The 12823-nt window shown below is 59.7% G+C and carries 12 protein-coding genes; 1 reads left to right on the forward strand and 11 read right to left on the reverse strand.

Features of this window, described 5'->3' with window-relative positions; genetic code table 11:
- Positions 1 to 225 precede the first annotated feature (225 nt).
- The 3 genes from ACTQW0_RS07300 to ACTQW0_RS07310 form a co-directional block, all read right to left on the reverse strand.
- Positions 226 to 1626 (reverse strand): phosphoglucomutase/phosphomannomutase family protein, encoded by a 1401-nt coding sequence (locus ACTQW0_RS07300; RefSeq protein WP_441567563.1) that lies wholly within the window; start codon positions 1624 to 1626, stop codon positions 226 to 228.
- Between the two features lie 176 nt (positions 1627 to 1802).
- Positions 1803 to 2696, reverse strand: a complete 894-nt coding sequence (locus ACTQW0_RS07305; protein ID WP_441547326.1) for a homocysteine S-methyltransferase family protein — start codon at positions 2694 to 2696, stop codon at positions 1803 to 1805.
- Between the two features lie 12 nt (positions 2697 to 2708).
- A complete protein-coding gene (locus ACTQW0_RS07310) occupies positions 2709 to 3131 on the reverse strand; it encodes a metal-dependent transcriptional regulator (protein WP_154518396.1) in 423 nt (140 codons plus the stop codon).
- A 120-nt stretch (positions 3132 to 3251) separates the two neighbouring features.
- On the opposite strand from ACTQW0_RS07310, the gene pepT reads away from it, so the two are divergent.
- Positions 3252 to 4499, forward strand: coding sequence for a peptidase T (gene pepT / locus ACTQW0_RS07315; protein WP_441041461.1), 1248 nt, complete (start codon positions 3252 to 3254; stop codon positions 4497 to 4499).
- Between the two features lie 244 nt (positions 4500 to 4743).
- Here the strand turns inward: pepT and ACTQW0_RS07320 are convergent, their stop codons facing one another.
- The 8 genes from ACTQW0_RS07320 to atpF form a co-directional block, all read right to left on the reverse strand.
- Positions 4744 to 5997 carry an LCP family protein gene (locus ACTQW0_RS07320; RefSeq protein ID WP_441567565.1) on the reverse strand — a complete coding sequence of 418 codons (1254 nt, stop codon included), beginning with the start codon at positions 5995 to 5997 and terminating at the stop codon, positions 4744 to 4746.
- Between the two features lie 12 nt (positions 5998 to 6009).
- On the reverse strand, positions 6010 to 7293 hold the full coding sequence (gene murA / locus ACTQW0_RS07325; RefSeq protein ID WP_154518387.1) for a UDP-N-acetylglucosamine 1-carboxyvinyltransferase: 1284 nt from the start codon (positions 7291 to 7293) through the stop codon (positions 6010 to 6012).
- Between the two features lie 88 nt (positions 7294 to 7381).
- Positions 7382 to 7774: an ATP synthase F1 subunit epsilon gene (atpC, locus tag ACTQW0_RS07330; RefSeq protein ID WP_154518384.1), complete on the reverse strand. Its 393-nt coding sequence runs from the start codon at positions 7772 to 7774 to the stop codon at positions 7382 to 7384.
- Between the two features lie 3 nt (positions 7775 to 7777).
- On the reverse strand, positions 7778 to 9232 hold the full coding sequence (gene atpD, locus ACTQW0_RS07335; RefSeq protein WP_055286334.1) for a F0F1 ATP synthase subunit beta: 1455 nt from the start codon (positions 9230 to 9232) through the stop codon (positions 7778 to 7780).
- Positions 9232 to 10140: an ATP synthase F1 subunit gamma gene (atpG, locus tag ACTQW0_RS07340; RefSeq protein ID WP_441567568.1), complete on the reverse strand. Its 909-nt coding sequence runs from the start codon at positions 10138 to 10140 to the stop codon at positions 9232 to 9234. Before atpG ends, atpD begins: the two co-directional genes overlap by 1 nt.
- 5 nt (positions 10141 to 10145) lie before the next feature.
- A complete protein-coding gene (atpA, locus tag ACTQW0_RS07345; RefSeq protein WP_441567570.1) occupies positions 10146 to 11744 on the reverse strand; it encodes a F0F1 ATP synthase subunit alpha in 1599 nt (532 codons plus the stop codon).
- Entirely contained in the window at positions 11744 to 12220 is a 477-nt protein-coding gene (locus tag ACTQW0_RS07350; RefSeq protein ID WP_154518375.1) for a F0F1 ATP synthase subunit delta, read from the reverse strand. Before ACTQW0_RS07350 ends, atpA begins: the two co-directional genes overlap by 1 nt.
- On the reverse strand, positions 12210 to 12812 hold the full coding sequence (gene atpF / locus ACTQW0_RS07355; RefSeq protein ID WP_118081621.1) for a F0F1 ATP synthase subunit B: 603 nt from the start codon (positions 12810 to 12812) through the stop codon (positions 12210 to 12212). Before atpF ends, ACTQW0_RS07350 begins: the two co-directional genes overlap by 11 nt.
- Between the last annotated feature and the right edge of the window lie 11 nt (positions 12813 to 12823).

The following is a 12823-nucleotide window of genomic DNA, read 5'->3' on the forward strand; positions in this document are numbered from 1 at the left end:
TCTGGTGTGTCCATCCTCGCAGTATCCGGTTCTCAAGGTGCACGCCTGCGCCGGTTCCCGGTCCGACCGGGCCGCGCGGCAAGGAGATATATTGCCAGACCGGAGGGGCCCGCGGGGCGGGAATCTGGTTGCACACAACTCCTACACATTTATACCCGCAGCTGACGCTTGCCAGTCGTTACCTACCACTCGCCGAGCATATCTTTATATTGATTAGCCCCATGGCTAGAGCCGATATGCGCCCCGAGCCAAAGCGCAGCCGGCATCAAGCAACTCGTCGCGCTCCTCCACCGAAAAGCCCTCGGCGTACACTCGCACCACCGGCTCAGTGCCACTCGGGCGAACCAACAGCCAGGTATCATCCTCAAATGCCAAACGCAAGCCGTCCATGTGACTTACGCTCTGCGGCGCCTTGCCGCAAATCGACTTGGGATTCACACCGGGAAGCAGCGTGCGCAGCGACTCGGCATCTTCTGCCTCAAGTCGTAAATCTCGACGGCCATAACTTGTTTTTCCAAAACTCGCCTCGAGCTGATCGACCAGCACGCCCAGCGAAGCCCCCGTCTTTGCCATGAGCTCACACAGGAGTAGGCAAGCGAGGATGCCGTCACGCTCGGGCATATGCGCGGCAATGCCGATGCCACCGGCCTCCTCACCGCCCATAAGCACCCCGTCTTTTTTCATCTCGGCGGCTATATATTTGAAGCCAACCGGTTTTACGGTCACGCGGCAACCGAGCGCCTCGGCAACACGACGCACAAGCGTCGAGCACGATAGATTGACGACGACTCGCCCCTTCAAATTGCGAAACTGAACCAATTCGCCCATTACGAGCGCCATGATCTGATGCGGATGTATATATCTACCGCGCTCGTCGACCGCGCCAATACGGTCAGCATCGCCATCGGTCACCAGGCCGGCACACGCGCCGTCTTCGATAACTGCACGCTCGCAGGCATCCACCCACGGCTCTACGGGATCGGGACAGATATCCCTCCAATCCGATGCTTGCCCCGCATGAATCTCATGGACCTCAACACCCAGCTCGCGCAGCGAATCGGCAAGATAACCTTGAGCCGCTCCCCCCATGGGGTCGACCACCACGCGCAGATGAGCGGCACGAATGGCATCGGCATCGACAAACGATGCTACCGCTCGCATATAGTCGGGAATGATATCCGCCGTGCGATACTGCTCCTCGAGCCCCAGAGGTTCGGCGGCCATCGTTGCCTCGAGCTCTTCGATGACGTCCTGGCTTGCCGTGGAACCATCGCCCATGCGCAGTTTGAGACAGAGATAGCCCTGCGGATGATGTGAACCGGTCACCATGAGCGCCCCGCACGCCTCGCCATCGTATGCGGCAGCCCACGTGATGGCAGGCGTGGGTACAAAACGGGCCGCGAGCACGGCATCAAGGCCATGGGCCGCAAGCACGCCAGCTGCAAGTTCTGCAAACTCGCGCGCCCGGGGACGGGTGTCATACCCGATATATACCGTCTTGCCGGGATATGTCTTTTGCCAGAGCTCGCCGGCGGCATCAGCGATACGGGCAACATTGTCAGCGTTAAAATCCTCGCCGACGCGAGCGCGCCAGCCATCAGTTCCAAAATGAATTATCGCGCACACACGCAGACACCTCGCAGTGTTTGGATCATGGTACGCAAGTGGTATACCCGCAACGAGCGCCCGGCAAGCCGCCGGCGCACGCATTCACCGTTTAGGCAAAAGCCATCGAGGGCGCATATAGACAAAAAAAACCGCCCCGGTTGGGGCGGTAATTCGAATGTGCTTTTCTTCGGACTCTATATATCGAGCGCGTCTGCCATAGCAGCCGTCGTGATCGCCGTGGTTCCGCAACAGCCACCAACCATTGCGGCGCCAGCCCGCTTCCACTCGACGCATGCGCGCGCGAAAGCTTCGGGGTCCTCGTGCCACACGGGCCCATCTTGCGTTTGGACCGGATTTCCCGCATTGGGACGTACAGTAACGGGCGTCGTGGCCATCTTGACCATTCTTGGTACCGCAGCGGTAGCCGCTGTCAGGGTGCAGCAATTGACCCCAACCGAGCTCGCACCGTGCTTCTCGGCATACAAGATGGCACCTTCGATGTTTAGGCCATCACCCAGCAGGTCGCCCTTGTCATCAATAGCAAAGCTCACCAGAACGGGCATGCCATCAGCGGCATCATGGACACCGGCGAGCACGGGCTGCAGATTGCGGATAGACGTGATCGTCTCGACCAGAATCCCGTCGACGCCGGCGTTGAGCAGGGCGGACGCCTGCTCGCGAGCATTTGCGCGAATCTCTCGATACTCGGAAGAATCCTCGACAAACCACTCAATCGCAATAGGCCCCATGGACCCCAGCAATAGCTGGGGATTTGCCTGGCGGGCATCGTCGACCGCCCCGCGATTGACCTCTGCCATAGATGGAGCGATTTCATCGCGATCGAGCGCAAAACCCGATGCCTGGAACGTATTGGTAATAAGCACCTGTGCACCAGCGGCGGCATACAGTCGGTGGATGCGAGAAACCGTCTGCGGTTCGGCGAGGTTCCAAAATGCCGGCGGAATATCGGCGGCACCGTATTCACTCAGCAGCACGCTGCCCATCGGACCCTGTGCCAGCAGCGTCTCGCTGGCAAGTCGGCGCATAAGCTCCTCGCCGCCGAAGCGATTGTAATAACTCGTATCCATATATATGTTTCGCTATTCCTCGATGCTGATTCCCTGCTTTTCGAGATAGGCGAGCCAACGGACCATTGTGTCCTCGGAAAGCGCGTGCTCCATCATGCAGGCCTCGGCATCGGCGCGCTCAAAGTCGACGCCGAGCTCCTGGACCAAAAATGTGCGAATCAGGCGATGGCGATACCAGATAGCCAAACCGACCTCGCGCCCACGGTTGGTCAGGATAACCTTGCCGTAGTGAGACTGCTCGACAAGTTCGGATGCCTTGAGAGCCGAAACCGCCTTGTTGACCGATGCCTTCGAGACGCCAAGGCGCTGTGCGATATCGACCGACCGCACGCCATTAGTCTCCCCATCCTCGCTTTCGATGCGAACCATGCACTCCAAGTAGTCTTCGTTCGCCACCGTTAGATGTAGCTCGCGCGAGCTATTTGTCGTATCCATGAACATCCGTCCCTTCTGCATTCAATGGCTGATTCTACCCCATCCAAGCGTCGCGGTATGCCGCGGTATACCGTGCTAGAGTTCTTGTTGCACACGACAACCAAGATTGGAGCGGTCTCTATGGAAAACACCACCACGAACCCCGACGTACTCGAGCGTTTTTTGCGCTACGTCCAGATCAACACACAGTCCGAGGATGCCAACTGTGACCAGGTTCCGTCGAGCACCGTCCAGTTTGATCTTGCCAATGTGCTTGCCGAGGAATTGCGCGAGCTTGGTGCAACCGATGCCCATGTAACCGAAAACGCCTATGTCTGCGCTCACATTCCCGCGAGCGCCGGCTCCGAGAATAAGCCCGCCCTGGGCCTGATCGCGCACCTCGACACCACCGAGGTCGCACCGGGCGCCGGCGTAGCGCCGCACATTGTGCACTACGAGGGCGGCGACCTGGTTTGCGGCATCGTCGACGGCAAGCCCGTATCCATGAGCACCGCCAAGCTCCCCGCCCTCAACAACCTTTTGGGCGAGGACCTGGTTTGCACCGACGGCACCACGCTGCTGGGCGCCGACGATAAGGCCGGTGTCGCCGAGATTATGGCGCTCGTCGCACGCATTGCACAGGACCCCAGCCTGCCCCACCCCACGCTTGGTATTTGTTTCTGCCCGGACGAGGAAATCGGCCACGGTGCCGAGCTGTTGGATATCGAGGACTTTGGCTGTAAGTATGCCTACACAGTCGACGGCGGTCCGGTTGGCGAGCTTGAGTGGGAGTGCTTCAACGCCGCCGAGGCTACCGTTAGCTTTGAGGGCCAGTCCATTCACCCCGGCGACGCCAAGGGCCGCATGGTTAACGCGGGCAATCTGTTCTGCGACTTCAATGCCCTGCTCCCCTACGTGCAGCGTCCGGAATACACCGAGGGCTACGAGGGCTTCTATCACCTCGAGGGCGTTTCTGCCACAGTCGACCATGCCACGGCGCGCTATATCGTCCGTGATCACGATGCCGCCAAGTTCCAGCAGAAGCTCGAGCTGATGGATGCTGCCGCCGCGCTGCTCAACCAGCGTCTGGGCGAGGAGCGCGTAACGGTCGAGATCAAGCACCAGTACCGTAACATGGCCGAGATCGTCCGCGACTACCCAGAGCTGATCGAAGTCGCCAAGGAATCCTTCCTTGCCTGCGATGTTGAGCCCCAGGTGCTGCCGATTCGCGGCGGCACCGACGGTGCACAGCTGTCGTTCCGCGGCCTGCCCTGTCCCAACCTTTCGACGGGCGGCTACTGCTACCACGGCGTCAATGAGTTTGTCCCGGTCAGCTCGCTCGTCAAGATGACCGACGTCTTGCAGGAGCTCGTCGCCCGCTTCGCATAAGGAACTCGAATAATCTAGGTAAGCAAAATCGCCCCGTCCTCAAAACCGAGAACGGGGCGATTTTTTGGTGCAAGGGGAGTAGTCGGCATCGCTGGTTGAATCAACGTCAGCGAGCGACGTCCAGGGCGAACAAGTTGGCATGAAAAAGGCAGGACGGTCATGCCCTGCCTTTTGAATGACAAATTGTCGCTCTGGGCGGCGCGCAACGTCGAGCCGTTGCACGGGCTGGCAAGCCCGCGCAACCCTAGTAGTTGGCTTCGTAACCGTTGCCGTCGCCAGTGGGCTCCTCGTAATAATATGAGCTGTAATCCGAATCGTCCGAATAGCTCGAATCGCCCGAATAACTAGAATCGTCCGAGCTTTCCGACGAACCGGCCGTACCGTAGGCGTAATCGTCAGAAGTATGGTTGCTCAAATCACCGATTGTGGAGCTGGTTCCGTCGGATAGGCCCATGGTGTTTGGTCCCTTAGGATCCTTGCCGGCATCGACGCGCGCCATCATCTCCTTAAGCTCGTCCTCGTAGACAAAGACATAGCTCTGACCGTCGATCATGGTGGTTTCATCTGCGTAGGAAGGCAGATTCGCCGAATAGATGCCATCGACATCCATGCCGCGCATAGCATTGACCGTAGACACGATGTCCTGAACGCTCATATCGGTCACAAGCATATCGGACAGCGAATTAACCAGGTCGAAGACCTTCGTAGCATCAAAGTTGTTGAGAATCTGGTTGGCAAGGGCACCAAGCACCTGGCGTTGGTGACGCATGCGCGTATAGTCGCCGTCGGCATAGGTATAGCGGCAACGGGCATAGGTGAGCGCGGTAGCACCGTCCATGTGCTGCTGGCCTGCCGTAATCTTAATGTCCAGATGCTCGGGGTCATCGACATCATCGGTGGCGTTGATGTCGATACCGCCCACAGAGTCGATCAATGATTGCATACCGTCAAAGCTAACCTCGGCATAGTGGGAAATCTGCACGCCGCACAGCTCATTGACCGCTTGAACCATGGCCTCGGCACCGCCATAGGTATGGCAGGCGTTGATCTTCATGGTTTCGCCGTTATAGACAACCTTGGTATCACGTGGAATGGATATAAGCGTAGCCTGCTTTTGCGTAGGGTCGATGCGCGCCAAGATAATTGAATCGGAGCGATACGTGTCCTCGCCCGGACGACCATCGGTACCCAAAAGAAGCACGTAGAACGGATCCTTGGCCTCATTGGTATCCACCAAGATATGGCGCAGATTGTCGGTAATGACATTGGAATCGCCAAGCTTGCCCATAATGTTGGCGAACCACAGCCCGGCGGCAGTCGTAGCGCTCAACAGCACGCCAAGCACGGCGATAAGCGCAACGCGACGGATTGTCTGGCCGCGGCGGCGCTGACGAGCGCGCTCGGAGTAGCGTGCAACATTATCGCGACTGTAGATCTTGGCCTGTGCGCCGGTTGAAGGTCTTCGAGTATCCGCTAAGGGCTTCTTATTATTAAACATAGGCAACCTGCATTAGTAGATGACGGGATCGGGAACAGTGGCGTGCTCGACGTTTGCACCAAGTGCCTGCAGTTTTTCGACAAACTGCTCATAGCCACGTTTGATGTGATGAATGGCCGAGACCTCGGTAACGCCGTCGGCGATAAGGCCAGCAACGACGAGCGCGGCGCCGCCGCGCAGATCAGGCGAGGTAACCTGTGCACCCGAGAACCCCTTGACGCCATGAATCATGGCGTGATGGCTTTCGATGCGGATATCTGCGCCCATACGGACCAGCTCCGACGCGAACATGAAGCGGTTCTCGAAGATATTCTCGGTAATCACAGAGCTGCCATCAGCAAGAGCGGAAAGCACCATGATCTGCGCCTGCATGTCCGTCGGGAAGCCCGGGAACGGAAGTGTCTGAATATCGACCGGCCTGATGTGCTCGACACGACTCACGTGAACGCCATTCTCGATTCGCTCACACTCGATACCCATGAGCTCCATCTTCTTGAGCACCATGCCCAAGTGAATGGGGCAAAAGCCCGTAACGTCGACACCGCGGTCATCGGCCATCAGGGCACCGGCAACGATAAAGGTGCCGGCCTCGATGCGGTCGCCTACCACGCGATGGGTAACGGGATGCAGCTCGTCCACACCTTCGATGGTCACGACGGGCGTGCCGGCGCCAACAATCTTGGCGCCCATCTCGTTGAGCATATTGGCAAGGTCGACGATCTCGGGCTCGCGAGCCGCATTATCGATAACCGTAGTGCCTTGTGCGCGCACGGCCGCCATGATGAGGTTCTCGGTAGCGCCGACGCTGGCAAATTCGAGCGTAACCGTGGTACCGCGCAACCCCTGAGGAGCGTTGGCATTGATGTAACCGTGTGCAGTGTCGAATTCTACGCCCAGCGCCTCAAGACCCAGGATGTGCATGTCGATCTTACGGGCACCCAGATTGCAGCCGCCCGGCATGGCAATCTTGGCACGATGGAAACGGCCCAGCAGGGGACCCATCACGGCCGTGGAGGCGCGCATCTTGGCGACAAGCTCGTAGGGAGCCTCCCAGGAATCAACCTGAGAAGTGTCGATCTCGAGCGTATGCTCATCGAGAACGTCAATCTTGGCGCCCATACCCTTGAGCACCTTGCCCATAACATGGACATCCGAGATATCGGGCACGTTCTGCAGCGTCGTCTTCCCCGGTGCCAGAAGCGTTGCCGCCATGAGTTTGAGTGCAGAGTTCTTTGCACCCGAAACGGGCACGGAGCCTCCGATGGTGTGGCCACCTTCAACACGGATAATATCCAAGGTCTACCCTTTCAAAAAGCATGCCCGGGATGGCTGGGCCACCCCGGGCATGATGTGTTCGCAAATGGTCGAACGCCAAATCGTTTGACTATTGGGCAAGCATGAGCTTACACCATGCGATTTCATTATAGAGGTAGGCGCGGCGTGCATCATCCTCCGACAAATTACCCAGCTTCTCTTCAAAACCTTGAATATCAGCTTTAAGCTTGTCGGCATCGACGGTCGCCAAATCGCAAGCGCGCTCGGCGAGAACGGTCACGACATCGTCCGCAACCTGGGCATAGCCGCCGGCCACGGCAAACGTGTGGTCGACAGTGCCCATGGCCTTATCGGAGACGCGAACGTAACCGCGGTCGATCGTGCAGATCTCGCTGGAGTGAGCAGGCAGAACGCCAAACTCGCCATCCGTGGACGGAATCGACACAAACGCAGCGTCGCCCTCATAGGCGCAGCTCACGGGGCACACGATGCGGATACGCATAACCTACTTCTCCCCCATCTTGCGGGCACGCTCGCGCACGTCCTCAATCGTGGAAGCATAGCGGAAAGCCTGCTCGGGCAGGTCATCGGCCTTGCCGTCGACAATCTCGGCGAAGGAGCGGACGGTATCCTCGACGCGAACGTAGACACCGGGGTTGCCGGTGAACTTCTCGGCGACGTGGAAGGACTGCGAGAGGAACTGCTGAATCTTACGAGCGCGGTTGACCGTAAGGCGCTGCTCTTCGGACAGCTCGTCCATACCCAGAATGGCGATGATGTCCTGAAGGTCGGAGTACTCCTGCAGGAGCTCCTGGACCTTAACGGCGACACGGTAGTGCTCCTCGCCGACGATCGAGGGATCGAGGGCGTCGGAGGAAGACGCGAGCGGGTCGATGGCCGGGAACAGGCCGAGCGACGAAATGCTACGCGAAAGAACCGTAGTGGCATCGAGGTGCGTAAACGTCGTGGCGGGAGCCGGGTCGGTCAGGTCGTCTGCGGGGACGTAGACAGCCTGAACGGAGGTGATGGAGCCCGTCTTGGTCGAGGTGATGCGCTCCTGAAGGTCGCCCATCTCGGTAGCCAGCGTGGGCTGGTAGCCAACGGCGGACGGCATACGACCCAGAAGAGCGGAAACCTCGGAACCGGCTTGGGAGAAGCGGAAGATGTTATCGATGAACAGCAGAACGTCCTGACCACGATCGCGGAAGTACTCGGCGGTGGTAAGGCCGGCCAGACCGATGCGCAGACGCGCTCCAGGCGGCTCGTTCATCTGACCATAGACCAAGCAGGTCTTGTCGATAACGCCCGACTCGCTCATCTCGAGATAAAGGTCGGTACCCTCACGGGTACGCTCGCCGACGCCGGTAAACACCGAGGTGCCACCGTGCTCCTGAGCGAGGTTGTTGATGAGCTCCTGAATCAGAACGGTCTTGCCGACGCCGGCGCCACCGAACAGACCAGTTTTGCCGCCACGGATGTAGGGCTCGAGCAGGTCGACGGCCTTAATGCCGGTCTCGAAAATCTCGGTCTTGGTAGTGAGCTCGTCAAAGCGGGGCGCTGCATGGTGGATGGGGTAGAACTCCTCCACCTCGGGCATGGGCTTGCCGTCGACGGGCTTGCCCATGACGTTCCAGATGCGACCGAGTGTCTTGGGGCCAACGGGCATCTTCATGGGCTCACCGGTATCGGTGGCGATGAGGCCGCGCTGCAGGCCGTCGGTCGAGGACATGGCGACCGTGCGGACGACGCCGCCCGGAAGCTGGCTCTCGACCTCGAGGATCGTGCTCAGGTGACCGATCGGGGTCTCGGCCTCGACCGTGAGCGCGTTGTAGATCGGGGGCACCGCGCCGTCAAACTTGACGTCGACGACAGGACCGATAATACGCACGATGCGACCATCACCGGCAGTCGTCTTCTTGGTGGCTTCCTCGACCGCAAGCTTTACGGTGTTATTAGCCATTACTGTTCCTCCAATGCTGAGGCTCCGCCGACGATCTCGTTAATCTCGGTCGTGATCGAAGCCTGACGCACGCGACTATACGTGCGGGTAAGGGTCGAGATGATCGCGGTGGCGTTTTCCGTCGCGGAGTGCATCGCCTTGCGGCGTGCACCCTGCTCGGCGGCGGCCGAATCGATCAAGGCCTGGTAGATGACCGTCAGGATATACGACGGTACAAGCTTGCCGAGAACATGCTCGGGAGAGGGCACGAACTCGAACGTGGACGAGATACGCTTAGGGGCGTCGGTCTCGTTCTTACGCGGACCGTGGGCCATAGCGATCATCTCGGGATCGAGCGGCAGCAAGCGCTCGACGCGAAGCTCCTGATCCACGCGGTTCTTGGCGTGGTGGTAGACAAGCTCGACACGGTCAAGCTCACCGGCACGATACGCATCACAGATATGAGAGGAGATCATGCGGGCCTGATTGAAATCGGGCTCAGAGGAGTTGCCCTCAAAGTGCATGATGACGTTTGCGCGGTCACGGAAATACGTGGCCGGTTTGCGCCCACACGCGATGATCTCGCACTCGATGCCGTCGTTCGCCCAAGAAGCGGCGAGCTTTTCGGCCGTGCGCTCCACCGTCGTATTGAAACCGCCGGCAAGGCCGCGGTCCGAGGCGATAACGACAATCAGGCCATGCTTGACGCTCTCATGCTTCTGCAGCATGGGATCGGTGCCCGAACAGGAGGCGTCGCCGGCGACCGTCAACATGACGTCGGTCAGCGCCTCCTTATAGGGTTCGGCCTGCTTGGAGCGATCGAGGGCACGACGGATCTTGGCCGTAGAGACCATCTCCATCGTGCGCGTGATCTGCTTGGTCGTGGTAACCGAGGAGATTCGCTTCTTAATGTCGCGAAGGTTGGCCATAGGGCTTAGTTCTCCTCTGATCCAGTCGTATCGGCATGGTGTTTGGCCATGAACTGCTGCTTAAAGTCGCCGATGACGCGCAGGAGCTCAGCCTTGGTGTCATCGTCGATCTTCTTGGCGCGAACCTTGTCGAGCAGCGAGCCAAAACCGTTGTCCATGTACTCAATGAGCTCGGCGCGGAAAGGCAGCACGTCGGCAATCTCGAGATCGTCGAGGAAGCCCTCGTTGCCTGCAAACAGAACTGCAATCTGCTCGCCAACCTCAAACGGTTTGTAGCGCGACTGCTTAAGGAGCTCAGTCATGCGAGCGCCATGGGTAAGCTGCTTTTGCGTGGCCTCGTCGAGGTCGGAGCCGAACTGCGTAAAGCCGGCGAGCTCCTGGTATGAAGCGAGGTCCAGACGGAGGTTGCCGGCGACCTGCTTCATAGCCTTGGTCTGTGCGTCGCCACCGACGCGGGACACGGAGATGCCCACGTCGACTGCCGGGCGCTGACCCTGGAAGAAGAGCTCGGACTGCAGGTAGATCTGACCATCGGTAATGGAAATGACGTTGGTCGGAATGTAGGCCGAGACGTCGCCGTCCTGGGTCTCGATGATCGGCAGAGCCGTCATGGAGCCGTAACCGTTCTTCTTGGACATCTTGACGGCACGCTCGAGCAGACGAGAGTGCAGGTAGAAGATGTCGCCAGGATAGGCCTCGCGTCCGGGCGGACGATGCAGCGTCAGCGACATCTGACGGTAGGCCACAGCCTGCTTGGACAGGTCGTCGTAGATGACAAGCACATGGCCGCCGGGGTTGGTCTCGCTGGCGGGCTTGCCGTCCTCGCCGTTGTACATGAAGAACTCGCCGATAGCGGCACCGGCCATAGGCGCGATGTACTGCATAGGGGCGGAATCGGCAGCGGTGGCCGAAACGATGATGGTGTAGTCGAGCGCGCCGTGCTGAGCGAGGGTCTCGCGGATGTTGGCAACCGTGGAGGCCTTCTGGCCGATAGCGACGTAGATGCAGACCATGCCCTTGCCACGCTGGTTGAGGATAGCGTCGATGGCGATAGCGGTCTTACCGGTCTTACGGTCGCCGATGATAAGCTCGCGCTGGCCGCGGCCGATAGGCACCATGGAGTCGATAGCCAACAGGCCAGTCTGAACCGGCTCGCATACCGGGGTACGGTCGATGACACCGGGGGCCTTGAACTCGATAGGACGACGATGCGTGGCGACAATGTCACCCAAACCGTCGATGGGCTGGCCGAGCGGATTGACGACGCGGCCGAGCATGGCACGGCTCACGGGGATATCCATAATGCGGCCAGTGGTGCGGCACTCGTCGCCTTCCTTGATGGAGTCGACGGCACCGAACAGAACGGCGCCGACCTCGTCACGGTCAAGGTTCTGGGCAAGGCCGAAGACGGTCTCACCGGTATCGGAGCTCTTGAACTCCAGAAGCTCGCCTGCCATGGCGCTCTTGAGGCCGGAGACGCGCGCGATGCCGTCGCCTACCTCGTCGACCGTTGAAACCTCATGCGTATCGACCGTCGCGGAGAGGTTCGTGAGCTGCTCCTGCAGTTTCTTGGCGATATCCTGGGCATTGAGGGTTTCGGACATTAGGCTTCACCTCCGTACGAATTGGCAGAGTTTGCGAGGGTCTCCTGTGCGATGCGCAGCTGCGTCTTGACGGAAATGTCACGACGCTCGCCGCGGGCCTCGAGCACCAGGCCGCCCACGATAGACGGATCGACCTGCTCGATAAGGAATACCTTGCGGCCGAAGTCCTGCTCGCATTTCTTAGTGATGGTTTGACGCAGCTCGTCGTCGAGCGGGATCGCCGTGGTGACGGTCACGCCCACTACATCCTCGTCTTCCTCGGCAACATGCTTAAAGGCAGCTGCCACCTTGGGAAGAAGGTCGAGCTGGTCGCGCTTGGACATGGTGTCGAGCACGGCGATGATCTCGGGGCTGGCGGAAGCCAGGCGCTCGATCATCTCGAGGTCCTCGAACACATGGTTCTCGGCCTTGGCGGCTTCCATGAGGGAGCGCGCGTAGGTCTCGAGCACCTTGTCCTGATAGCGGCTAGTCGGCATTCAGGCTACCTGCTTCCTGGATGTAGCGCTCGATGAGCTTCTTCTGCCCGGCCTCGTCCTCGAGTGCCTCGCCCACGATCTTGGTGGCGACGGCAACGGACAGGTCGGCGATGGAGCTCGCGGCACCGGCGTAGATGGACTTGCGCTCGTCCTCGACGGTCGTATGGGCCTTGGCGATGATCTCCTCGGCCTCCTTGTGAGCAGCCTCGATGATACGGGCGCGCTCGGACTCGGCGTCCTTACGGGCCTCGAGAACAATGTCGGCAGCCTGACGACGGGCGTCGGTGACGATCGAGTCGGACTCAGCGCGCTTGGCGATAGCCTCCTGCTTGGTCTTCTCGGCCTCGTCGAGGCTCTCCTCGATCTTCTTGCCGCGCTCCTCCATGGTCTTCATGATGCCCGGCAGGGCGACCTTGGCCAGCACGATCCAGATAATCAGGAAGGCGATAAGCGCCGGGATGAACTCCGCCATCTTAGGGATGAGGATGTCCGCACCGGCAGCGCCGTCCTCGGCGAACGCGGAAACCGGCATGAGCAGCGCGGCCGCGGACGCGGAGAGTGCGATCGCGCTCTTCTGGGATGAAAGATTCATACTTGACGCTC

The sequence above is a fragment of the Collinsella sp. LCP19S3_B7 genome, from assembly GCF_052121795.1.
GTDB lineage: Bacteria > Actinomycetota > Coriobacteriia > Coriobacteriales > Coriobacteriaceae > Collinsella.